Origin of the sequence: Aminobacter sp. MET-1 (assembly GCF_026521175.1) — a bacterium.
Taxonomy (GTDB): Bacteria; Pseudomonadota; Alphaproteobacteria; order Rhizobiales; family Rhizobiaceae; genus Aminobacter.
In genome coordinates, this window is the sequence record NZ_JAMSHL010000001.1 from 91238 (window position 1) to 113682 (window position 22445).

Below are 22445 nucleotides of genomic sequence, written 5' to 3' on the forward strand. Positions count from 1 at the left end.
TAACGGAATGCAATCACAGATATTTTCGCTACAGGCTGTTCGTGCCGGAATGGCACGCAAAGGTTAACGGCGGTTGTGGGCTTTCGCATGCGAACTTGCACCGGACTTGCCTCGAATCCGCCCGAGGAGATCAAGCGGCACAACATCTAGCGGTGAACAAACCGGGAAACAGGTACGGTCACCGATTCGTCGCCAGTTCGTTCCGCATTTGGTTCAAGTCTTAATCAAATCGCGGTTGCAGGCCTCGCTGCTGTTAACGCCTGAGTAGGAAACATCAATAATTTCATTATTTTGCGTGCGGCTTCACCCTGCTGGGCGCGACCTTGCCGGCAAAGGTTAACGGCAACGGCGCGGAATCGGGAACTGGCCACTTTAGTGAGTCTGCATGTGGTGCCGCTTGCCAGCTGTTCTTCAATATGTTGGGGTGAACAAAACCTGAATCGTCCAGAGTCAGTGATTCGTCGCTGATTCGTTCCAGACTCGTTCCAACTCTTAAACCGGAACATTCCGCTTTCGCTTTGGCGCGCAAATCCCTATGTGTCCACTCGGCGTCCGAAGGCGCCGCAACGCCGGTCCCGACCGGCGCCGAGGGTGGTTTCTTGAAATGAATGTTCACTCCAGGCAGAACGACCCGCTGATCCTGTCAGGGCGCGACGTCACGGCCGTGCTCGGCCCGACCAATACCGGAAAGACCCATCTCGCCATCGAGCGCATGGTGGCGCATGAAAGCGGCGTCATCGGCCTGCCGCTCAGGCTGTTGGCCCGCGAGGTCTACGGGCGGCTGTGCGAGAAGGTCGGTGCTCACAAGGTCGCGTTGATCACCGGCGAGGAGAAGATCCAGCCTGCCGGCGCCAGATATTCCGTCTGCACCGTCGAAGCCATGCCGCGCCAGACCGATGCAGCCTTCGTCGCCATCGACGAGGTCCAGCTCGCCGGCGACCTCGAGCGCGGCCACATCTTCACCGACCGCATCCTGCATCTGCGCGGCCGCCAAGAAACGCTGCTGCTCGGCGCCCACACCATGCGCGGCATTCTCGAGAAGCTGCTCAAGGGCGTGTCTGTGGTTACCCGTCCGAGGCTGTCGCATCTCGCCTATGCCGGGTCGAAGAAGCTCACCCGGCTGCCGCGCCGCTCGGCCATCGTCGCCTTCTCGGCCGACGAGGTCTACGGCATCGCCGAGCTGATCCGGCGCCAGCAGGGCGGGGCGGCCGTCGTGCTCGGCGCGCTCAGCCCACGCACCCGCAACGCCCAGGTGGCGCTCTACCAGTCGGGCGACGTCGACTACCTGATCGCCACCGATGCCATCGGCATGGGCCTCAACCTCGATGTCGACCACGTCGCCTTCGCCCAGAACCGCAAGTTCGACGGCTACCAGTTCCGCCAGCTGACCGCCGCCGAGCTCGGCCAGATCGCCGGACGTGCCGGTCGCCATCTGCGCGACGGCACCTTCGGCGTCACCGGTCGCGTCGATCCGTTCGACGAGGAGCTGATCGAAAAGATCGAAGCGCATGATTTCGATCCGGTGAAGGTGCTGCAGTGGCGAACCGTCCAGTTCGACTTTGCCAGCATTGATGCGTTGAAGCGCTCGATCGAGACGGTCGCTCCCGTGGAGGGGCTGACGCGTGCTTTGCCGGCTGTCGATGCCCAGGCGCTCGAGCATCTGTCACGCGATGCCGAAATCCGCGCACTTGCCACGAACCGCGAGCGGGTGGCGCTGCTGTGGGAAGCTTGCGCGCTGCCCGACTATCGCAAGATCGCGCCGGCGCAGCACGCCGATCTCATCGCATCGATGTATGACGACCTCGCCCGGCGTGGCCATGTCGACGAGAACTATATGGCCGAACAGGTCCGTCGCGCCGATTCCACCGAGGGTGACATCGACACGCTTTCGCACCGGATCGCCCAGATCCGGACTTGGACTTTCGTCTCAAACCGCCCCGGTTGGCTTGCCGATCCGGCACACTGGCAAGAAAAAACACGCGACATCGAAGACAGATTGTCGGATGCGCTGCATGAGCGGTTGACGAAACGCTTTGTAGACCGCAGGACTTCCGTCCTCATGCGCCGCCTTAGAGAAAACACCATGCTTGAAGCCGAAATCAGCCCGTCCGGAACCGTCCTCGTCGAAGGCCATCACGTCGGCGAACTGCAAGGGTTCCGTTTCACCGCCGACCAAAGCGCCGGTGGCGAGGACGCCAAGGCAGTGCGCACGGCAGCGCAGAAGGCGCTGGCGACAGAGTTCGAAGCGCGCGCCGAGCGTTTCGCCGCGTCGCCCAACGGCGACATCGCGCTGGGCTCCGATGGTGTCCTGCGCTGGATCGGCGCGCCGATCGGCACGCTGGTCGAGGGCGAGGACCCACTCAAGCCGCGCGTCGTGCTTCTGGCCGACGAGCAGCTGACCGGCCCGGCCCGCGACAAGGTGGCGGCGCGCGCCGAGCGCTTCATCAATTTCCAGGTCGAGCTTCTGCTCAAGCCGCTGGTCGATCTCAAGTCGGCCGAGCAGCTTTCGGGCATCGGGCGTGGCATCGCCTTCCAGCTGGTCGAGAATTTCGGCCTCATCAACCGCCGCGACATTGCCGAAGAGGTGAAGTCGCTGGACCAGGAGGGGCGCGCTGCCCTTCGCCGTCTCGGCGTGCGCTTCGGCGCCTATCACGTGTTTGTGCCCGCGCTGATCAAACCGGCACCGGCGGGTCTGGTCACGCTTTTGTGGGCGATCAAGAACGACGGCAAGGACAAGCCCGGCTTCGGCGACGTCGTCCATGCGCTGTCTGCCGGCCGCACCTCTGTTGTCATCGACCAGGCCTTCGACAAGTCGTTCTACAAGCTGGCCGGTTTCCGCAATCTCGGCCGCCGTGCCGTGCGCGTCGACATCCTGGAGCGCCTTGCCGATCTCATTCGTCCCGCGCTGGCCTGGAAGCAGGGCAGCGGCACGCGTCCCGATGGTGCCTATGACGGTTCGGCCTTCATCGTAACGCCGCAGATGATGTCGATCCTCGGGGCCACCGGCGACGACATGGAAGAGATCCTGAAAGGCCTTGGCTACCGCGCCGAGCCCAAGCCGGCCGCCGAGGTCAAGGACAAGCTCGAAGCCATCGACACGGCCACGCGCGAAGCTGCCGAACAGGCCGCTGCCGCCAAGGTTGCGGAAGCAGCTCCCGCTGAGCCGGTTGCTGAAGACGCAGCCGCCGAAGGCGTTGCAGAAGAAGCGGCCGTTGCCGAAGCCGTGACCGAGGTTGCCGAGGCGCCAGCGGAAACCGCAGCCGAAGAGACTGTTGCCGAGCCCGTGGTCGAGGTGGCGGCGGAAGCCGCCGCCGAGGAAGCTCCTGCCGTGGAGGCAACTGCTTCGACAGACGCTGCGGAGCAGGCCGAAGAGCCCAAGCCGATCCTCATCTGGCGTCAGGGCCGTTTCGAGCAGCGTCCGCGTCATCGCCATGACAACAACCGCCCGCGCGGCGGCCAGCGCGACCAGCGCAATGGCCAGGCTGCTCGGCCGGGCGAGGCCAATCGCGGCGGCCCGCGTGAAGGTGGCGAGGGCCGCGACGGCGGTCGTCCGCGCTTCGACCGCAAGCCCGGTGGCAAGCCGCAGGGTGAGGGCGGTCGCCCTGAGCACCGCAACCGCAACGAACGGCCGCAGGGCGAAAAGCACGGCGGCGATCGCGGTGGCTTCAAGGGTAAGCCCGCCTTCCAGCAGAAGCCGCGCGAGGAGCGTCCGGTGCGCATCGATCCCGACTCGCCCTTCGCCAAGCTCGCGGCGCTGCGCGACCAGCTGAAGAAGTAACCCACTTGGCCGGCGAGGGAAGACAGCGCATCGACAAGTGGCTGTTCTTCTCGCGCGCGGTCAAGTCGCGGTCGCTGGCGGCCAAGCTGGTGCAGGGCGGCGGTGTCAGGCTGAACGGCCAGAAGCTCGACCAGGCATCCGACATCGTCAAGACCGGCGATGTGCTGACCATAACGCTCGACCGTCGTATCCTGGTCTACAAGGTGACGCTGCCGGGTGACCGGCGCGGCCCAGCCGAAGAGGCGAGGCGGCTCTATGAAGACCTGTCGCCGGCGCCAACGCCCAAGGGCGAGGCTCCACCCGATGCGCTGCCGCCGCTGCGCGAGGCCGGAAGCGGTCGGCCGACCAAGCGTGAACGCCGCGCCACCGACCGCTTGCGGGGCGATTGAAGCATCATCTGAGCCGAACTGGGCCAAGATGAGAAAGTCGTTCCGCCAAGGCGGCCTTGCGCGCAATGGCCGCCCTTGCAAGAGCCCGACAAAGGGTCTACCTCACCGTCAAAGTTCGCCCGTACGGGAAGTCCCGGAGCCTACCGCATGACCTACGTCGTCACCGACAATTGCATCAAGTGCAAGTACACCGATTGCGTCGAGGTCTGTCCGGTCGATTGCTTCTACGAAGGCGAGAACATGCTCGTCATCCATCCCGACGAGTGCATCGACTGCGGCGTCTGCGAGCCGGAATGCCCGGCTGACGCCATCAAGCCGGACACCGAGCCGGGCCTGGACAAGTGGCTCCAGATCAATACCGAATACGCCAGCAAGTGGCCGAACCTGACCGTCAAGAAGCCTGAGCTGCCCGAGGCAAAAGAGTTCGACGGCGTCGAAGGCAAGTTCGAGCAGTACTTCTCGGCCGAGCCCGGCGAAGGCAACTGAAGGCTGCGGCGCCCCGGGGCGCCACATCGACAAGTTTGCGCACCGCAGTCGTGACTTGACGCGGGCCGGTGTTCGCGTATGCAGCAAAACCTTGATTCTTGCGACTTTTTGTGTTAGGGCTTGGTCAACATGCCGGTGACACAACGTCGATCATGGCGCGAAGCCTATTTCACTGAAAGGTGACAACCCCATTTCGGACCAGAGCAATCTGGGACGGCGTTTACAGTTTTTTGCTGTTGCCGGTCCAAGCTCTCCGAATGGGGGTCGATTGTCGTGCGGCACAAGGTCGCGTTAGCGGCCACCCTCGTTAGCCGGCCTCGGCGGGTCGGTGTTAAAGAAGGAGTTCAGGGCGTATGGCAACTTCCATCCCGCAGAAGAAATCCGCAGCACGTCACGGTTTCAAGACCGGCGAGTATATCGTCTACCCGGCGCATGGCGTCGGCCAGATCGTATCCATCGACGAGCAGGAAGTGGCGGGACACAAGCTTGAACTGTTCGTGATCGATTTCCAGAAGGACAAGATGCGCCTCAAGGTGCCGGTCGCCAAGGCGACCTCCATCGGCATGCGCAAACTGTCGGAGACTGACTATGTCGATCGCGCTTTGAAGGTCGTGCAGGGCCGCGCGCGCGTCAAGCGCACCATGTGGTCGCGCCGTGCGCAGGAATATGATGCAAAGATCAATTCCGGCGACCTGATCTCGATTTCGGAAGTCGTGCGCGACCTCTACCGTGCCGACAACCAGCCGGAGCAGTCTTATTCCGAGCGCCAGCTTTATGAAGCCGCGCTCGACCGCATGGCCCGCGAGATCGCTGCCGTGAACCGCATGTCGGAGACCGAGGCCGTTCGTCTCATCGAGACCAACCTCAACAAGGGTCCGAAGCGCGGTACCAAGGCCGACAATGAGGAAGCCGACGCCGAGCAGGAAGAAGCTGCCTGATCAGGCTTTGCAGTTCCATTATGAAAAACCCGGCCAATGGCCGGGTTTTTTGTTTGTGGGGTGAGGGATTGTTGCGCGCCCTGCCTTGAGGCCTCCAGGCCTGAAAACACTTGGTTCACTGCCGGCAGCCTGTGCTTGGTTGAGTTGCTGACATGCTTGGGGCCCTCAGGCAGCTTTTGTTTTGGGGGCGCTAGGGAGACGGGTGGATTTGCTGTATCCGAGGCTAAACATGGCCGGTTCGGGACGGGACAGCAGATGGGCAAGGCGCTTCTTATCATCGACGTGCAGAATGCGATCCTCAAGGACAAGGGGACGGCCGGGCGACAGCCCGTCATCGACGCCGCGCTCGAAGAGGTGGTGGCCAGGCTGCGTAATCTCCAGAACAAGGCGCGAGCCTCCGGCGTGCCGGTCGTCGTCATCCAGCATGACGGCCCTGATGGTCACCGGCTGGCGGTCGGGACCGAGGGTTGGCAAGTTCGGCCGGAACTTGCGCCGCAGCCTGGCGATGTTCTGGTTCGCAAGAAGAGTTCGGACTCGTTTCACGAGACGGAGCTGGTCATCCGGCTCGAGGCGCTGGGGATCTCCCATCTGGTCGTCGGCGGTTGCATGACCCAGTTCTGCGTCGACACGACGGTGCGGCGCGCCGTGTCGCTCGGCTATGACGTCACGCTGGTCGCCGATGGCCACACGACCGCCGACTCGGCAAATCTTGCCCATGTCGACATCATTGCCCACCACAACGAGACACTCGACGGCTTTGACGCCGGCAATGCCGTGATCGAAGTCCGCCGGGCGGCCGAAATCTCGTTCTGACGACTGGTTGGCGCGGGGCTTCAGCCCTCGCCGCCGCCTTTGCCGTGCTGGTGCGTGATCGAGGCGATGAAGCGCCTGGTGCGCTCATGCTTCGGGCTGCCGAAGACTTCGGTTGCCGGGCCCTGCTCGACAATCGAGCCGGCTTCGAGGAAGACCACTTCCTGTGCCACCTTGGAGGCAAGCCTGAGGTCATGCGTCGCCATCACCATGGTGGTGCCTTCGCTGGCGAGCTTGTTGAGCACGTCGACCACTTCCTGCGCCAGTTCGGGGTCGAGCGCCGAAGTCGGCTCGTCGCAGAGCAGCACCTTGGGCGAGGGGGCAAGTGCGCGGGCGATCGCCACCCGCTGCTGCTGACCGCCCGAAAGCGTTGCCGGCCAGGCGTCGGCCTTGTGCGACATGCCGACTTTGTCGAGCAGAGATGCCGCCCGTTCGCGGGCCTTTGCTTCCGGCCATTTCAGCACGGTGACAAGGCCTTCCATGACGTTTTCGATTGCCGTGCGATGCGGGAACAGCTGGAAGTTCTGGAACACCATGCCAGTCTGGCGGCGCAGCTGCTGGATGGTCCTGGTCGCGACCTTGACATCAGGCTTGAACTCGATGGCGTCGTCGCCGACACGCACCGTGCCCGAGGTTGGTATTTCCAACAGGTTGATACAGCGCAGCAGCGTGCTCTTGCCGCCGCCCGAGGGGCCGACGAGCGCGGTCACGCTGCCTTCCCTGATGTCGACCGACACGTCCCTGATGACGGTGTTGTCGCCAAAACGCTTGACGATGTGCGACAGGCCGATCATGTGCGCGCCTCCAGGAAGCCGCCATAGCGGTTGAGCCGCTTTTCAAGCCTGACCTGCAGGGCAGACAGCACCGAGCTCATGGCGAGGTAGAGGATCGCCGCCTGGACGTAGAGGATGAGCGGCTCGTAGGTGGTGGCGACGATGCGTTGGGCCGCCTGGAACATCTCCGGCACGGTGATGGCGGCGGCAAGCGAGGTGTCCTTGACCAGTGAGATAAAGGTGTTGGAGAGCGGCGGTACCGCCACGCGCGCCGCCTGCGGCAGGATGGTGCGCCGCATCGCCTGGCTCCAGGTCATGCCGATCGAATAGGCCGCTTCCCACTGGCCCTTGGGCACCGAAGTGATGACGGCGCGGATGATCTCGGAGGAATAGGCGCCGATGTTGAGCGTGAAGCCGATGAGGGCCGCCGGGAAGGCGTCGAGTACGATGCCGATGCTGGGCAGGCCGTAGAAGATCAGGAACAGCTGCACAAGAAGCGGCGTGCCGCGGATGATCCAGACATAGAAGCGCACGATGGCCGATAGCCAGCCAGGGCCAAACAGCCGGGCAAGGGCTGCGCCCAGCCCGACGGTCAGGCCGAGGGCGAATGACAGCAGCGTGAGTGGCGCGGTGAAGACGAGCGCGGCCCACAGCAGCGGGCCAAGCGAATCCAGCATCAGTTGAAGCCAGTGTGGCAAGATGAATGCTCCCTCCCCACAATAGACGAGCCCGGAAAATCGCAGATTTTCCGGGCGAGTTCATTGGGAAAAATGAAGAAACTGAAAAAGGGCGGCCGCCTGATGGCCCGCCGCCCCTTTTTGGGGGAGGACCGCTTACTGCGAGACGTCAGCGCCGAAATAGGTCTCGGAAATCTTCTTGTAGGTGCCGTCGGCCTTGATCTCGGCCAGCGCCTTGTTGATTGCCGCCACCAGCTCCGGGTCGCCCTTGCGTACGATCACGCCGGAATAGTCGGCCTTCTCTTCCTCGGCCACGATCTTCACGTCGGCATCGGGCTTGTGCTTCTTGAAGTCGTAGAAGGACAGGCTGTCGTTGATGGTGGCGTCGGCGCGGCCGTTCAGCACCAGCTGGATCGACTGGTCGAAGCCGTCGGTGCCGACCAGCTCTGCGCCATTCTTCTCGGCGATCTTGCCGAAGTTGCTGGTCAGCGACTGAGCCGACTTCTTGCCCTTGAGGTCGGCAAAGTCCTTGATGTCGGCGTTCTTGCCGCTGACGATGAGCACGGCCTTGGAGGCGATATAGGGCTCGGAGAAGTCGTATTTCGCCTTGCGCGCCTCGGTGATGCCGACCTGGTTGATGACGGCGTCATAACGCTTGGCGTCGATGCCGGCGATCAGGCCGTCCCACTTGCCTTCCAGGAACTCTGCCTTGACGCCGAGGCGCTTGGCGATCTCCTTGCCGATCTCGACGTCGAAGCCGACGAGCGCGCCCGAGGCGTCGTGATAGGTGAAGGGCGCATAGGTGCCCTCGGTGCCGATCTTGAACACTCCGGCAGACTTGATCTGGTCGAGGTTCTCGCCGGCATGAGCGGCGGCTACGGCTGCGATCTGGAGCGTTGCGGCAACGGCCAGCGATTTCAACCAGTTCATGGTCTGTGATCCCGATTTCTTAGACCGGCCGCGTTTGGGCCGGGAGCGTTGTGATTGGCGGCAATCTGTCAGAAGCGCCTGATCGGCATAAGGAATGGAATTTCAAATATGGCGTCATCTTGGAATTTCAATCCACCTCCCGGTTTCGGCCCGTTTTGCAGTGCGGAACATTCGCTGCGATGCCGCGTTATTTGCCGTGCGGGACCGCATTTGATGGCGGAGGCCGCGTCAGCTAGGCAACGCATCGAGAGACTGTGTCATGGGCATGGATCGGGCAGGATTGGCCGGCGAGCAGATGATGCTGAGGGCCGCGTCGCGCGCACCTTATCTCGAAAAGAGCGAAGAGATCGCACTTGCCGTGCGGTGGAAGGAACAGCACGACGAGGCCGCCCTGGACCGAATCGCCACCGCCCACATGCGGCTGGTGATCGCGATGGCGGTCAAGTTCCGCCGCTACGGCTTGCCTCTGGGCGACCTGATCCAGGAAGGCCATGTCGGCCTGCTCGAGGCTGCTGCCCGGTTCGACCCCGAACGCGACGTCCGCTTCTCGACCTATGCCACCTGGTGGATCCGCGCATCGATGCAGGACTACATCCTGCGCAACTGGTCGATCGTCCGGGGTGGCACGAGCTCGGCGCAGAAGTCGCTGTTCTTCAACCTCAGGCGTATGCGTGCGCGGCTCGCCCAGGGTGGCGGTCCGCTGGGTGGTGCGGCGGCCTATCATGAGATTTCGTTGGCGCTCGGCGTGTCGGAGGCCGACGTCGCCATGATGGACATGCGGCTTTCGGTGCCTGACACCTCGCTCAACGCGCCGCTCAACGAAGACGGCGACACCGGCGAGCGCATGGACCTGCTGGTATCAGAAGATCCGCTGCCGGACGAACTGGTGGGCGAGGCGATCGACGTTGAGCGGCGCACCCATTGGCTGCGCGACGCGCTCGGCGTTCTCAACGCCCGTGAGCTGCAGATCATCGAGGAGCGCCGCCTGACCGAGGAGGGCGCCACGCTGGAGGAACTCGGCACGTCGCTTGGCATCTCCAAGGAGCGCGTTCGCCAGATCGAGACGCGCGCCATGGAAAAGCTGCGTTCGGCCTTGGTGAAGCAGAACGCCGCTTTCCTGGCAGCCTGAGCTGAAACTACCTGTCGGTAATGACCTTGACCTTGTCGCCGACCGAAACGGTGGCGCCTGGCGCGAGGCCGTTCAACACCCTGAACAGATCGAGCTTGCGGTCGACGCCGACCATGCCAGCGGCAAGCGAACCCATGGTCTGGCCCGGCTGAACCGTGACGACGCGGATGCGCAGCGGCTTGAGCGCTGCCTTCTCCGCCGGGGTCATGACGTGGAAGCTGGAGCTAACCGTGCGCGCAACGCTGTCGAGATCGGTGCTGGCGGTGGGGGCCGCCGTCAGCAGGCGATAGACCTGGGCGCCGGCGCGGATCACCACGATGTCGAACTGCCAGCCTTCGGCGCTGGCGCGAGCGAAGGCGGCTTCGTTGCCATTGATCGTCTCGGTGCGCACCGTGGCCGAATCGAGCCCGGCCACCCAGCCGCTGCGAACGTAGTCGGACAGCGACAGCCTGCTGTCGATGGTCACGCCGTCGAAGCGGATGGCCATGTTGCCCGGGCCGGTTGCAGTGACGGCGGCGGCCGTATTGTCGATGACGAAGCCCTGCGGCACCGAGAAGGAAATGCCGAGCTTCGGATGCAGGAAGGTCGTGCCGCGCACGTAGCCTTCATCTGGCGTGTCGCCGAACAAAAGCCCGTCGATGCCGGCCAGGAAGGAATCGCGGTCGCGCTTGCCGATGCCAGGTGCGCCGAACTGGCGGGCATGGCGCTGCGCCAGGTCGATGCGCTGCGGTGCGTTGGGGTGGCTCGCCAGGAAGTCGAGGCTGGCGTCGGTGGCGCCACTGACCGAGCGCAGGTCGCTGTAGGCGGCCATCGACTGCAGGAAGCGTCCGGCGGCGAACGGATCATAGCCGGCCTGGCCGCTCATCTTGATGCCGATGCCGTCGGCCTCGAGCTCCTGGTTGCGCGAGAACTGCGCCAGCCTGAGCTTGCCTCGGATCAATGCCGCCTTGGCGGTGGGGCTTTCGCCGAGCACGTCGGTGACGACCTTGGTCGCCAGCACTTCCTCGGCTTCCTTCTGCTGGCGCTGGACGCCATGGTTTGCGGTCACATGGCCCATCTCGTGGGCGATGACGGCGGCGAGCTCGGCCGAATCGTTGGCGAGAGCCAGGAGGCCGCGGGTTACGTAGAGATAGCCGCCCGGCAGCGCGAAGGCGTTGACGTTGGGCGAATTCAGGATGGTGATGCGATAGGTCTGGTTCGGATTGTCCGAAACCGTCGTCAGGCTGCCGACGACCTTGGCGACCATGCGCTCAAGCTTGGGGTCCGAATATTCGCCGCCATAGGTGGCGAGAATGCGTGGGTGCTGTGCCTTGGCGATCTCGGCCAGCTTGTCGTTGCGCGTTACATTGTCGACCGTCACCGGATTGTTGGACGGCTGGAAGCCCTGTTCGCGCAGGTCGCTCGAGTTGAACGGCTGGCAGCCGGCGACAAACGCCGACAGCGCAACCGCGAGGGCTAGTCGCGTGCGGCGGGGCGTGCTCATCTCGATATGGCCATGGCGGCGGGTAGGCAGGGCAGGTTCCTTTCAGGTCCGGGCAGAGGCGAAGCAGTACCCGCGGGCATAGCATGGACCTAGCCATACTCCCCTTGCCGACACAACAAGTCTTGTTTCACTTGTGCGGCGATTTGACCGTAAATTATGTCGGCTTCCGGGCAATGTGCCGTGATTATGTCATCGCCTTTCGTCTCCGATATAGCGGCGGAACGCCTCGGGTCCAGATTCATCAAAGAAATCAGGTGTCTTGCCGGTAGCCACAATGGCGCCGGCTTCGACAAAAACCATGTTTTGCGCCAGTTTTCGCGCGTCTTCCGGCTGGTGTGTCACGAAAAGCACGGTCATCTGGCGTTCGGCATGAACGCTGACCACCAGCTCCAGCATGTCGGCGCGCAAGGCTGGACCAAGCGAGGCAAACGGTTCGTCCAGCAGCAGCACCGGGCGGTCGCGCACCAGAACGCGGGCAAGTGCCACCCGCTGGCGCTCGCCGCCTGACAGCTCGCGGGGCAGCCGCTGCTCCATGCCGGCAAGGCCTACTCGCGCCAGCGCTTCGGCGACGTCCATGCGGTCGTGGGCCGAGAGCCGTAGCGAGGGCGAGCGGCCGAGCCCGACGTTCCTGGCGATGTCGAGATGGGCGAAAAGATTGTTCTCCTGGAACACCATGGACACGGGGCGTGCCGAGGGCGGTGCGCAGCTGACGTCGGCGCCGCCGATCAGCACACGCCCTTCGCGCGGTGTCTCGAAGCCGGCGACGAGATTGAGAAGCGTCGACTTGCCCGCGCCGCTCGGGCCCATGATCGCGGTGATCTCGCCTGCCGCGAAGGTCGTGTCGAAGGCTACCATGGTCTCGCCATAGCTGAACACCATGCGGTCGAGCTGCACCGCCTCGCCTTTTGCCGTCATCTGGAGGTCTCCTTGCCGAGGCGGTCGGCCAGCATCATCAAGGCAAGGCACAGGAGCCCGAGCATCAGTGCCAGGCCGGCTGCGTCCGCGGTGCGGTAGCTGCCCATGCGGGCGAGCAGAAGATAGGGCAGCGTCTGCACGGCGTCGCTGCCGAACAGTGCGATGACGCCGAGATCGCCGAGCGAAAGCGCTGTGGCAAAGGCAAACGCTGTCGCGAGCGGCCGCCGCAACACCGGCCAGTCGATCAGCCGCAGCCGGTTCCAGCCGGAAATGCCGAGCTGCGCGCAGAGCCATTCATGGCGCTCGGCCGCCGCGTCGTGGGCCGGGCGGATGGCGCGCACGGCAAAGGGCATCGCCATGACGGCATTGACGGTCACCACCATGAAGGGCGCGAGCGCGAAGACATCGACTGACTGCCGCACCAGCACGAACCAGCCTGCGCCGACAACGACAGGCGGCACCACCAGCACGAAGCCGGCGCCGGTGTCGGTCAGCCGCTCGAGCAGCGATCCCTTGCCGTCGGATCTGGAGGTGGCGAGAACCCGCCGGGCCATGACGAGCGATAGCGAAAGAGCGCAGGCCAGCGTTGCCGAGATCGAGGCGAAGACAAGGCTGGTCAGCGTGGCGCGATGAACCGACGCTTCGGTGGCAAGGCGGGCGAGGTCGGCTTCGAGACCCGACACCACTGTTGCTGCCATCGGCCCGCCAACGAAGACGAGGGCGGCCACTATCACCACGATGTTCAGGACCTTTTCGCCTGGCCCGGCCTCGATGTAGCTGCGCCGCGCCACCGACAGATTGGCGTCGCCAGTGGTGTTGGCGCCGAGCCGCATCAGGGTGAGCACGATCCCCGCGGTCAAGCCGATCTGAAGCAGCGTCAGGGCGACAGCCCGCGCAGGGTCGAAGTCGAAGCGCAGAGCCTGGTAGATAGCCACCTCCAGCGTGGTTGCCGCCGGTCCGCCGCCGAGCGTCAGCACAATGGTGAAGGAGGTGACGCAGAGCATGAACACCAGCCCGGCAACGCCGGGGAGGGCCGCACGTACCGCCGGCCATTCGATCAGTCGGAAGCTGGCGCGCGCCCCCATGCCAAGCTGGCTCGCCAACCGCCACTGGTCTGATGGCACGGTCTGCAGCGCCTCCAGCAAAAGCCGCGTCGCCAGTGGCATGTTGAAGAACACATGCGCGACCAGGATGCCGGACAGACCATAGACGCCCGGCCATGTGCCTCCGCTCAGTGCGCTCAATGGAGCGGCGAAGTAACCGGCACGGCCGTAAAGCGTGAGAATGCCGAGTGCGGCGACGATCGCCGGGAGTGCCAGCGGCACGGCAAACAGGCGCAGGATCAGCCCACGGCCGGGAAAAGCGGGATGGCGGGCAAGCGCGCGGGCGACGAGGATTGCCGGGGCCACCGACAGCAGCATCGACAGCAGCGCCTGCCAGATGGTGAAACGCGCGACGCGAAAAAGGTAGCTGTCGAAGGCGGCATAGGCGCCTTCGGGATTGCGCCAGGCCTCGATGCCGAGCCCGACGAATGCGCCACCGATCAGCATGCCGATGGCCACCAGCGCAAGGATGCCGGCTATGATGCGAGAGTCGGTGGGGGGAATGCGCATGCCGGGCTAGACGCGTTTGGAGCGTGCATGACGCAGAGCGGCTACGCTGTACTCTACGTTGCCCCCCTCTGTCCTGCCGGACATCTCCTCCACAAGGGGGGAGATCAGTTGCCTCACCGTTGCCGCTTCTTCTGTCACCGTCGTGATTGGCAAAGGCCGCGCAACTGCCAATCTCCCCCCTTGTGGGGGAGATGTCCGGCAGGACAGAGGGGGGCAACGTAGGGTGGTCACGTTCGAGCCTTTCGGGCCTTATTTGCTCATCACGCCGAGCCACTCGTCGACCCAGGCCTTGCGATTGGCAGCCACTTCATCGGCGCTGAAGATCAGTGTCTTTGCCGGCTTCACCAGCTTGTCGAAAGCGGGGTTGAGCGGCTTGTCGGTCTTGCCGGCGGGCAGCATCCAGTTGGTCTCGGGGACCGCGTCCTGGAAGCCGGGGCCGGTCATGAAGGCCATGAACTTTTCGGCCAGCGGGTTCTTGGCGCCCGTTGTGGTGATGCCGGCCACCTCGATCTGCAGGTAATGGCCTTCCTCGAAGGATGCGGCCTGGTAACGCTCGGTGTTCTCGGCGACCATGTGGTAGGCCGGCGAAGTGGTGTAGGACAGAACCATCGGCGCTTCGCCCTTGGTGAACAGGCCATAGGCCTCGCTCCAGCCCGGCGTCACCGTCAGCACGCGGCCCTTGAGCTTGGTCCAGGCTTCCGGCGCTTTGTCGCCATAGACCGACTTGACCCAGAGCAGAAGGCCGAGACCTGGTGTCGAGGTGCGCGGGTCCTGGATGGCGATCTTTTCTTCCGGATTGCCCTCGACAAGTTCCTTCAGGCTCTTGGGCGGGTTCTTCAGCTTTTCGGTGTCATAGACGACGGCGAAGTAGCCGTAGTCGTAGGGCACGAAGGTGTCGTCCTTCCAGTCGCCCGGAACCTTGACGTCGGCGCCGGCAGCACCGTGTGGTGTAAACAGGCCGGTGGCCTTCGCTTCGGTCGTCAGGTTGGTGTCGAGGCCAAGCACGATGTCGGCCTTGGTCGAGGCGCCTTCGAGCTTGACGCGGTTGAGAAGGGCGACGCCGTCGGCGACCGAGACGAAATCGACCGTGCAGGCGCATTCGGCTTCGAAGGCCTTTTTCACCTGCGGGCCGGGGCCCCATTCAGAGGTGAAGCTCTCATAGGTGTAGATGGTGAGTTTTCCCTCGGCCGAGGCCGGGAAGGCTGCAGCGGCCATCGCCAGGGCGGAAGTCAGGGATAGGATCAGCGAGCGCATCAGCGCCTCCTTCATTGGTGTTGAAAGGGAATTTGAAGCGCCGGGCGTCCGAAGCATCTAATCCCTCCGCCGGTACAAACCGGATCAGGTTCAGCGGGTTGGCCGGAACTCTCCATGCCTCTCAGCCGGCCCCGCTTGCGCGTGACAGGCACCCCGTTAGAGCGATCCAAGGAATAGAGCCGGCGAAGGGGCGGTGCAAGCCCAAGTTTCAGCGCTGCTCGCCGGCCTTCCGTTTCGGCCGCCGGGCTGGTAATGGCCTCGGCATGAGCCGGTTCACCATCCTTCTCGGCGGCGAGCTACTGCGGACGCCGCGCCTCGACCGCCAGGTCGCGGGCAGCCGCGTCATCGCGGCCGATTCCGGCATCCGCCACGCGGCGACGTTGGGCCTGATGCCGGAGCTCTGGCTCGGCGATTTCGACTCGGCCCCGGCTGAGCTCGATCCTGCTTTCGCCGCAGTGCCGCGCGAGGTGTTTCCCGCCGAAAAGAACAAGACCGACGGCGAGTTGGCAATTTCGGCCGCGCTGGAGCGTGGAGCGACATCGCTCGTGCTCGTCGGTGCCTTCGGTGGCGCCCGGTCCGACCATGCCTTTCTCCATTTCGCGCTGGCGCTTCGTCTCGCCGAAGGCGGCACCGAAGTCGTGCTGAGCAGCGGCCATCAGGAAGGCGTGCCGCTTCTTCCCGGTACGGCAAGCTTCGATTACGACGACGGCACGATGTTTTCGGTGCTCGCCTTCTCGGCGTTGACCGGCCTTACCGAGGAAGGCGCCAAGTGGTTGCTCGACAGCGTCGAGGTACCGTTCGGTTCGTCGCTCACCCTCTCCAACGAAGTCCAGGGCACCCTCAGGATTTCGCTCGGCAGCGGCCGCGCCCTGCTTGTCGCTCACCCCTATCCCGCTCCGGAATTCTGATCATGGCGCCACCGCTTCTCAATCTCGACGCCATCCGGCTGACCTTTGGCGGCGTGCCGCTGCTCGACGGCGCGGCACTTTCCGCATCATCAGGCGACAAGATCGCGCTCGTCGGCCGCAACGGCTCGGGCAAGTCGACGCTGCTCAAGATTGCCGCCGGCATGGTCGAGCCGACCGATGGCGAGGTGTTTCGCCAGCCTTCGGCGACGATCCGCTACCTGCCGCAAGCCCCTGACATGGACGGCTTCGCCAGTGTGCGGGCCTATGTCGAGGCTGGACTCGGACCGGCCGACGACAGTCACCGCGCCACCTACCTGCTCGACCATCTCGGCCTGACGGGCGAGGAGCGCCCGGGTGATCTCTCCGGTGGCGAGGCCCGCCGCGCGGCACTTGCCCGCGTCATGGCGCCCGAGCCCGATATCCTGCTGCTCGACGAGCCGACCAACCATCTCGATCTCTCCGTCATCGAGTGGCTGGAAGAAGAGCTCATCCGTACCTCGTCGGCGCTGATCCTGATCTCGCACGACCGCCGTTTCCTCGAGCGCGTCAGCCGCAACACGGTGTGGCTCGATCGCGGCCAGACGCGCCGGCTCGACCGTGGCTTTGCCCATTTCGAGGAGTGGCGCGATCAAATCCTCGAGGAGGAAGAGCGCGACCAGCACAAGCTCGGCCGCCAGATCGTGCGCGAGGAGCACTGGCTGCGCTATGGCGTGACGGCGCGCCGCAAGCGCAACATGCGCCGGCTAGGCGAGCTTCAGTCGATGCGCCAGAAATTCCGCAGCCATCGCGGCGCCGAGGGCGTGGCGACGATGGTGGCGAGCGATGCTGCCGAGTCCGGCAAGCTGGTCATCGAGGCCAAGAACATCGAAAAGAGCTTCGGCGACCTGACCGTGGTCAAGGGCTTCTCGACCCGCATCCAGCGCGGCGACCGCGTCGGCCTTGTCGGGCCGAACGGCGCCGGCAAGACGACATTGCTCAAGATGCTGACCGGCGAGCTTGACCCAGATGCCGGCACTGTGCGGCTTGGCGTCAATCTCGAGATCGCAACCCTCGACCAGAAGCGTGAAGCGGTCGATCCGAACGAGACGCTGTCCAGCTACCTGACCGACGGGCGCGGCGAGAACCTCGTCATCAACGGCGAGCAGCGCCACGTCGTCTCCTACATGAAGGACTTCCTGTTCAAACCCGAACAGGCGCGCACGCCGGTGCGCGAGCTCTCGGGCGGCGAGCGCGCCCGGCTGATCCTGGCGCGCGTGCTTGCTCGTCCGGCCAATTTGCTGGTGCTCGACGAACCGACCAACGATCTCGACATGGAGACGCTGGAACTGCTGCAGGAACTGGTCGCAGGCTTTGCCGGAACCGTCATCCTGGTCAGCCACGATCGCGATTTCCTCGACCGCACGGTGACCAGCATCATTGCGCCCGACGGCGACGGCAAATGGGTCGAATATGCCGGCGGCTATGCCGACATGCTGGCCCAGCGCGGCGGCACCAAGCTCGACGACCGCAAGTCACGCAAGGCGAATGGCGAGGCGAATGCGGTACGCAGCGAGCCCGACGCTCCGAAGGGACCGGCCAAGAAGCTGTCCTTCAAGCAGAAATTCGCGCTCGAGAATCTGCCGAAGAAGATGGAAGCGGTGACGGCATCGATCTCGCGGCTGGAAAATCAGATCGCCGACCCGGCCTTCTATGAACGTGATCCCCACGGCTTCCAGAAGACCATCGCCGCCCTCGATAAGGAGCGGGCGACGCTCACAGCCCTCGAGGAAGAATGGCTGGAGCTGGAGATGCTGCGCGAGGAGCTCGAAGGCTAAGGCTCGCACGCCCTATGCGTGCCCGCCATGCCGCGGAGCTCCCAAGCGTGTCCGCAAGCCGACGAATGTGACCATCGACGCTGCTTTGGAATGTCGAGAACCAGGCAACCCTGGATGCCTGGAACGACCATGTCGGCAAGAACGGGTTGCTCCTGGCCAAATATCGGATGTTCTGATTGCCAGATACGACCTGTTCGTTGGCCCTTATGAAGGCGGCTACCTGTTGGATTTGCAGACGAACCTGCTTGATCGTCTGAAATCGCGTGTGGTGCCGCCGCTCTTGCGAGCGGCAGAAATCCCCGCCGATCAGGAAGCTCAATCCGGTTTTTGAGATCGGTGGCCGCAAGGTCGTGGTGGCAGCACACCACATCAGCGCAGATGCCGTTTCCGATTTGGGAGAATCGCAGGAAATCTGGCTGAGCACCATGACGAGGCTGTAGCCGCCCTGGACCTGCTGTTCCAGTGCTTCTGACGCGGGAGCCTCCCGCGTCAGCCGCTTGATTGCATGCAGCCCGAAGGGCTTTAGCCCGCTTCCTTGGCCTGCCAGGCCTTCATCGCGTCTTCAAAGACCTTGTCGCCGGGGATGCCCTTTTCCATAGTGAACAAGGCACGGCGGCCCGACTTGTAGACGACGGGCACGTCGATCCAGCTCTGCCGGCGCAGAAGGTTCAAATTGGCGTCGACCTCGGCCTTGTTGTCGTTGAGCGCAACAAGGAAAAAGCCGTCGGCAATCTTGGCGGGAATGCCGAGCAGCGGGCTGCCGGCGTCCTGTTCGGAGCTTTTCAGCGCCACGCGCAGGATGTTTTCGATGCCGCCGCCCTCGAAGCCGTCTGGCGTCAGGAAGATCATCTCGAGGATGTGGCTCGCCGGCAGCGTCTTGTCGGCGTTGCGGCGGATGGTCATGCGCAGCTGGATGTCCTTGCCTGGAATCGTCGCCTCGGCGCGGATTGCCGGTTCGGGCGGCAGGTCGCCGCCGGGCGATTCCTGGACCACGGTCCAGACGACGGAGCCCTGCTCGGCCGAGCCTTGCGCCACATTGGTGCGCTCTTCATAGAAGATGGCCTTCTGGCCGACCGCGACAGGCGCGTTCTCGCTTGCGGGAGGCGTCGTTGCGCCGGCCGCCGGCGGGGTGGCAGGTGTTGCGGGGGTGGTTGGCGTCGCCGCAGCGGGCTCAGGCGTGGTCGCCGGGGCCGGTGCGGGCGGCTGTGTCAGGGCTGCTACCGAAGTGCCTTCGCCAACGCCGTTGGTGCCGCTGGCCGGGCCGGGATCGACCTCCTTGCCGTCCTGCGTCATGCGCTGGGTGAACTTGCCCGGCTCGCCATTGGCCGGCGCCTGGGCGTTCTGCGTGCCGTTGGCGGGCGGAGGCGTCGTCGCCTCGTTGGCCGGTGCCGGCGTCTCGGCGGGTTTGTCGGTGCCGGAGCCGACGAAGGCATCGCGGTTCGACCACAGCGCATAGCCGCCGACGCCGAGCACGGCGACCGCAACGGTCGCGGCGATCAGACCGCCGCTGATGCGCTTGCGCGGCTTCTGCCTGGTCGCCTGGAACGGGTCGATATCCTCGTCCCTGGTGGCCTCGAACTGGTCGTCCTCGGCCGGCAGGGCGGGCTGGTCGTCTTCGTCATGTTCAGCCGCGAACTCGGAAAGCTCCTCGCGGGCCTGCGGTGCGTAGGACGATGCCGGCGCCTGCGTCGGGTAGCTCGGCGTTGCCTTGGGCTGTGCCGGCGGCTGCGGAGCGGGTGTCGGCGTCATGGGCGCCAGCGGGCGCCGCACCTCGGGCTCCGGCGCGCGCGGCGTGTAGACGGGCTGGTTCTTGTTGCGGTCGATCGAGGAGAACACATTCTCCAGCTCCGCCAGCGGATCGTTCTCCACGGGCTTTGCGGTGAACTCCGCCTCGACCGTCGCGATGGCGTCCTCGAGCGCCTTCTTCTGGCGATCAGCGACCGCTTCGGGCGGCGGCGGATTGAGGGCTGCAAGCTTGGCCGCAATCGTGCTGCGGGCCTTGTCATACACCCGTGCCCGCATTGCGGGCGTCGTGTCGCCCATGCCATCAAGCGTCTTTTTCAGAACCGCTACGAAGTCTGCCATTCTCTCGTCGACCTATCTTGTCGTCCCTGGGCCGCGTCTCCGCCTGACATTGCGGCCCACCGGAAAGGTATCAAAAATTAGTCTTCAAACGGGTCGGTCACAAGTATCGTGTCGTCCCGCTCGGGGCTGGTCGACAGCAGCGCCACCGGCGCACCGATCAGTTCCTCGATGTAACGCACATATTTGACCGCCTGCGCCGGGAGATCGTTCCAGCTGCGTGCGCCGGCCGTGGTTCCCTTCCAGCCTTCGAGCGTCTCGTAGACCGGCTCGACCCGTGCCTGCGCGCCTTGGCTCGCGGGCAGGTAGTCGATCAGTTCGCCGTCCAGCTTGTAGCCGGTGCAGACCTTGATCTCGTCGAGGCCGTCGAGCACGTCGAGCTTGGTCAGCGCGATGCCCTTGATGCCGTTGACGGCAACCGCCTGGCGCACCAACACGGCGTCGAACCAGCCGCAGCGGCGCTTGCGGCCCGTCACCACGCCGAATTCATGGCCACGGGTGCCCAGGAACTCGCCGATTTCGTTCTGCTGTTCGGTCGGGAAGGGGCCCTCGCCGACGCGGGTGGTGTAGGCCTTGGTGATGCCGAGCACGTAGTGGATCGATCCCGGACCCATGCCTGAACCGGCAGCTGCCTGGCCGGCCACCGTGTTGGACGACGTCACGAACGGATAGGTGCCGTGGTCGATGTCGAGCAGGGTGCCCTGCGCGCCTTCGAACAGGATGCGTTCGCCGGCGCGGCGCTTGTCGTCGAGCACTTTCCAGACGCGATCCATGTAGGGCAGGATCTTGTCGGCGACCGAGGTCAACTCGGCCATGATGGCCTCGTGCGTCACCTCGGGATGGCCGAGGCCGCGGCGCATCGCATTGTGGTGCGTGAGCAGCCTGTCGACCTTGACGGGAAGCGTTTCCAAATCAGCCAGATCCATCACCCGCACCGCACGGCGGCCCACCTTGTCTTCGTAGGCGGGGCCGATGCCGCGACGGGTCGTGCCAATCTTCGTTCCCGAATTGGAGGCGGCGTCCTCGCGGAAACCATCCAGCTCGCGATGCAGCGACAGGATTAGCGCGGTGTTTTCGGCGATTTTCAGGCGGTCCGGACCGATGTCGACGCCCTGGGCGCGGATCTTCTCGATCTCGGCCACGAAGGCATGCGGATCGAAGACCACGCCATTGCCGATGACCGACAGCTTGCCCTCGCGGACGACGCCGGAAGGCAGCAGCGACAGCTTGTAGACCTTGCCGTCCACCACCAGCGTGTGGCCAGCATTGTGGCCGCCCTGGAAGCGCACCACCACATCGGCGCGTTCGGACAGCCAGTCCACGATCTTGCCCTTGCCTTCGTCGCCCCACTGGGAGCCGACGACCACCACATTGGCCATGATTTCTTCCTTCCGGTTTCGCGTTGGGTCGCGAACAGTTCAAAATGACAGGCCTCTATAGCGCCAAGCAATTGGAAGCGCGACCTTTCTTTGCCTCCCGAGGCACAACAAATTCCGTCTTTGGACGCATTTACTTGGTCGGAATGGCCACTTAGGCGGGAATTGCGCCTTTTTGTCAGCGAGAGCCTGCCTGATGTATCGAAATGCCTATGTGCTGCTGCTTCTGACCGCCCTGTTTTGGGGCGGCAACGCCGTGGCAGGCAAGCTGGCGGTAGGGCACGTCTCGCCGATGTTCCTGACCATGACACGCTGGGGCCTGGCTGCAGTGCTGCTCGGCGCGGTCGGCTGGCCGCGGCTTCAGCGCGACTGGACCGTGGTGCGCAAGCACCTGCCTTTCCTTGTCGGGCTGGGCATGATGGGCTTTACGCTGTTTAATGTCGCGCTCTACTCGGCACTCACTTTCACCACCGCCATCAATGCCAGCATCGAGCAGGCAGGCATGCCGATGGTCATCTTCGCCGCCAATTTCCTGTTCTTCCGCATCAAGGTCGCCTTCGCCCAGGTGGTCGGTTTCCTGTTGTCTCTGCTGGGCATTGCCCTCACCGCCAGCCATGGCGACTTTGCCACTTTGCTCGCGCTCGACATGAATTTCGGCGACGGCCTCATGCTGATCGCCGTGATCGTCTACAGCGCCTACACGGTGGCGCTGCGCTTCAAGCCCGATATCCACTGGCAGAGCCTGATGATCATGCTGACAGCCTCGGCCTTCGTCACCTCGATCCCTTTCGCTGCCTGGGAGTATGCAACCGGCCGGTTCATCGCACCCGATCCGGTGGGCTGGGCATTGACTGTCTATATCGTGCTCTTTCCTTCGCTCATTGCGCAGATCTTCTACATCCGCGGCGTCGAGTTGATCGGCGCCAACCGGGCCGGCCTGTTCATCAATATGGTGCCGATCTTCGGCACTATCCTGTCGGTGCTGATCATCGGCGAGGATTTCGAACTCTATCACGCCATCGCGTTTGCCCTGGTGCTCGGCGGCATCTGGCTTGCCGAGCACAGCGGGCGCAAGATGGCGCAACCGTAG

At 64.3% G+C, this 22445-nt stretch carries 19 protein-coding genes and 1 riboswitch; of the genes, 10 read left to right on the top strand and 9 right to left on the bottom strand.

Annotation, left to right across the window (positions count from 1 at the left end):
* Positions 1-604 precede the first annotated feature (604 nt).
* The 5 genes from NDO48_RS00435 to NDO48_RS00455 all read left to right on the top strand — a co-directional run bounded on the left by NDO48_RS00435 (position 605) and on the right by NDO48_RS00455 (position 6404).
* The gene (locus tag NDO48_RS00435; RefSeq protein ID WP_018430042.1) at positions 605-3778 is read left to right on the top strand and encodes a helicase-related protein; all 3174 of its coding nucleotides are present in this window, start codon (positions 605-607) and stop codon (positions 3776-3778) included.
* 5 nt (positions 3779-3783) lie between these two features.
* Positions 3784-4167 carry an RNA-binding S4 domain-containing protein gene (locus tag NDO48_RS00440; protein WP_018430041.1) on the top strand — a complete coding sequence of 128 codons (384 nt, stop codon included), beginning with the start codon at positions 3784-3786 and terminating at the stop codon, positions 4165-4167.
* Between the two features lie 147 nt (positions 4168-4314).
* Positions 4315-4653 (top strand): ferredoxin FdxA, encoded by a 339-nt coding sequence (gene fdxA / locus NDO48_RS00445; RefSeq protein ID WP_018430040.1) that lies wholly within the window; start codon positions 4315-4317, stop codon positions 4651-4653.
* A 353-nt stretch (positions 4654-5006) separates the two neighbouring features.
* A complete protein-coding gene (locus NDO48_RS00450; RefSeq protein WP_018430039.1) occupies positions 5007-5591 on the top strand; it encodes a CarD family transcriptional regulator in 585 nt (194 codons plus the stop codon).
* Between the two features lie 255 nt (positions 5592-5846).
* Positions 5847-6404, top strand: a complete 558-nt coding sequence (locus NDO48_RS00455; protein WP_018430038.1) for a cysteine hydrolase family protein — start codon at positions 5847-5849, stop codon at positions 6402-6404.
* A gap of 20 nt (positions 6405-6424) precedes the next feature.
* On the opposite strand, the gene NDO48_RS00460 is transcribed toward NDO48_RS00455, so the two are convergent.
* From NDO48_RS00460 to NDO48_RS00470, 3 genes are all read right to left on the bottom strand, one after another.
* On the bottom strand, positions 6425-7195 hold the full coding sequence (locus NDO48_RS00460; protein ID WP_018430037.1) for an amino acid ABC transporter ATP-binding protein: 771 nt from the start codon (positions 7193-7195) through the stop codon (positions 6425-6427).
* Entirely contained in the window at positions 7192-7872 is a 681-nt protein-coding gene (locus NDO48_RS00465; protein WP_026227613.1) for an amino acid ABC transporter permease, read from the bottom strand. The genes NDO48_RS00460 and NDO48_RS00465 overlap by 4 nt, the downstream gene beginning before the upstream one ends.
* Positions 7873-8007: 135 nt before the next feature.
* On the bottom strand, positions 8008-8781 hold the full coding sequence (locus NDO48_RS00470) for an amino acid ABC transporter substrate-binding protein (protein ID WP_018430035.1): 774 nt from the start codon (positions 8779-8781) through the stop codon (positions 8008-8010).
* A 259-nt stretch (positions 8782-9040) separates the two neighbouring features.
* On the opposite strand from NDO48_RS00470, the gene NDO48_RS00475 reads away from it, so the two are divergent.
* Positions 9041-9910, top strand: coding sequence for an RNA polymerase factor sigma-32 (locus NDO48_RS00475; RefSeq protein ID WP_018430034.1), 870 nt, complete (start codon positions 9041-9043; stop codon positions 9908-9910).
* A gap of 7 nt (positions 9911-9917) precedes the next feature.
* On the opposite strand, the gene NDO48_RS00480 is transcribed toward NDO48_RS00475, so the two are convergent.
* The 4 genes from NDO48_RS00480 to thiB all read right to left on the bottom strand — a co-directional run bounded on the left by NDO48_RS00480 (position 9918) and on the right by thiB (position 15175).
* Positions 9918-11393, bottom strand: coding sequence for a M48 family metalloprotease (locus tag NDO48_RS00480; protein WP_018430033.1), 1476 nt, complete (start codon positions 11391-11393; stop codon positions 9918-9920).
* Positions 11394-11582: 189 nt separating this feature from the next.
* On the bottom strand, positions 11583-12308 hold the full coding sequence (thiQ, locus tag NDO48_RS00485) for a thiamine ABC transporter ATP-binding protein (protein ID WP_018430032.1): 726 nt from the start codon (positions 12306-12308) through the stop codon (positions 11583-11585).
* Positions 12305-13921: a thiamine/thiamine pyrophosphate ABC transporter permease gene (thiP, locus tag NDO48_RS00490; protein WP_018430031.1), complete on the bottom strand. Its 1617-nt coding sequence runs from the start codon at positions 13919-13921 to the stop codon at positions 12305-12307. Before thiP ends, thiQ begins: the two co-directional genes overlap by 4 nt.
* Positions 13922-14170: 249 nt before the next feature.
* Positions 14171-15175 (bottom strand): thiamine ABC transporter substrate binding subunit, encoded by a 1005-nt coding sequence (thiB, locus tag NDO48_RS00495; RefSeq protein WP_026227612.1) that lies wholly within the window; start codon positions 15173-15175, stop codon positions 14171-14173.
* Positions 15176-15219: 44 nt separating this feature from the next.
* A riboswitch (TPP riboswitch) is annotated at positions 15220-15341 on the bottom strand.
* A gap of 97 nt (positions 15342-15438) precedes the next feature.
* On the opposite strand from thiB, the gene NDO48_RS00500 reads away from it, so the two are divergent.
* The 3 genes from NDO48_RS00500 to NDO48_RS30520 all read left to right on the top strand — a co-directional run bounded on the left by NDO48_RS00500 (position 15439) and on the right by NDO48_RS30520 (position 18073).
* The gene (locus NDO48_RS00500; protein ID WP_018430029.1) at positions 15439-16083 is read left to right on the top strand and encodes a thiamine diphosphokinase; all 645 of its coding nucleotides are present in this window, start codon (positions 15439-15441) and stop codon (positions 16081-16083) included.
* Between the two features lie 2 nt (positions 16084-16085).
* Positions 16086-17897 carry an ABC-F family ATP-binding cassette domain-containing protein gene (locus NDO48_RS00505; protein WP_018430028.1) on the top strand — a complete coding sequence of 604 codons (1812 nt, stop codon included), beginning with the start codon at positions 16086-16088 and terminating at the stop codon, positions 17895-17897.
* A gap of 110 nt (positions 17898-18007) precedes the next feature.
* Positions 18008-18073 (top strand): hypothetical protein, encoded by a 66-nt coding sequence (locus tag NDO48_RS30520; protein WP_416377172.1) that lies wholly within the window; start codon positions 18008-18010, stop codon positions 18071-18073.
* Between the two features lie 346 nt (positions 18074-18419).
* On the opposite strand, the gene NDO48_RS00515 is transcribed toward NDO48_RS30520, so the two are convergent.
* Together NDO48_RS00515 and NDO48_RS00520 are read right to left on the bottom strand one after the other, a co-directional pair.
* Positions 18420-19982 carry a hypothetical protein gene (locus NDO48_RS00515; protein ID WP_026227611.1) on the bottom strand — a complete coding sequence of 521 codons (1563 nt, stop codon included), beginning with the start codon at positions 19980-19982 and terminating at the stop codon, positions 18420-18422.
* 77 nt (positions 19983-20059) lie between these two features.
* Positions 20060-21358, bottom strand: coding sequence for an adenylosuccinate synthase (locus NDO48_RS00520; RefSeq protein ID WP_018430025.1), 1299 nt, complete (start codon positions 21356-21358; stop codon positions 20060-20062).
* 193 nt (positions 21359-21551) lie between these two features.
* Between NDO48_RS00520 and NDO48_RS00525 the strand changes: the two genes are divergently transcribed.
* Complete coding sequence (locus NDO48_RS00525) at positions 21552-22445, top strand: DMT family transporter (protein WP_018430024.1); 894 nt, start codon at positions 21552-21554, stop codon at positions 22443-22445.

Coding starts and splice junctions, on each gene's coding strand:
- NDO48_RS00435 (WP_018430042.1), top strand. CDS start 605: ATGAATGTTCACTCCAGGCAGAACGACCCGCTGATCCTGTCAGGGCGC.
- NDO48_RS00460 (WP_018430037.1), bottom strand. CDS start 7,195: ATGATCGGCCTGTCGCACATCGTCAAGCGTTTTGGCGACAACACCGTC.
- thiB (WP_026227612.1), bottom strand. CDS start 15,175: ATGCGCTCGCTGATCCTATCCCTGACTTCCGCCCTGGCGATGGCCGCT.
- NDO48_RS00455 (WP_018430038.1), top strand. CDS start 5,847: ATGGGCAAGGCGCTTCTTATCATCGACGTGCAGAATGCGATCCTCAAG.
- NDO48_RS00515 (WP_026227611.1), bottom strand. CDS start 19,982: ATGGCAGACTTCGTAGCGGTTCTGAAAAAGACGCTTGATGGCATGGGC.
- NDO48_RS00470 (WP_018430035.1), bottom strand. CDS start 8,781: ATGAACTGGTTGAAATCGCTGGCCGTTGCCGCAACGCTCCAGATCGCA.
- fdxA (WP_018430040.1), top strand. CDS start 4,315: ATGACCTACGTCGTCACCGACAATTGCATCAAGTGCAAGTACACCGAT.
- NDO48_RS00500 (WP_018430029.1), top strand. CDS start 15,439: ATGAGCCGGTTCACCATCCTTCTCGGCGGCGAGCTACTGCGGACGCCG.
- thiQ (WP_018430032.1), bottom strand. CDS start 12,308: ATGACGGCAAAAGGCGAGGCGGTGCAGCTCGACCGCATGGTGTTCAGC.
- NDO48_RS00450 (WP_018430039.1), top strand. CDS start 5,007: ATGGCAACTTCCATCCCGCAGAAGAAATCCGCAGCACGTCACGGTTTC.
- NDO48_RS00505 (WP_018430028.1), top strand. CDS start 16,086: ATGGCGCCACCGCTTCTCAATCTCGACGCCATCCGGCTGACCTTTGGC.
- NDO48_RS00520 (WP_018430025.1), bottom strand. CDS start 21,358: ATGGCCAATGTGGTGGTCGTCGGCTCCCAGTGGGGCGACGAAGGCAAG.
- NDO48_RS00480 (WP_018430033.1), bottom strand. CDS start 11,393: ATGAGCACGCCCCGCCGCACGCGACTAGCCCTCGCGGTTGCGCTGTCG.
- NDO48_RS00475 (WP_018430034.1), top strand. CDS start 9,041: ATGGGCATGGATCGGGCAGGATTGGCCGGCGAGCAGATGATGCTGAGG.
- NDO48_RS00525 (WP_018430024.1), top strand. CDS start 21,552: ATGTATCGAAATGCCTATGTGCTGCTGCTTCTGACCGCCCTGTTTTGG.
- thiP (WP_018430031.1), bottom strand. CDS start 13,921: ATGCGCATTCCCCCCACCGACTCTCGCATCATAGCCGGCATCCTTGCG.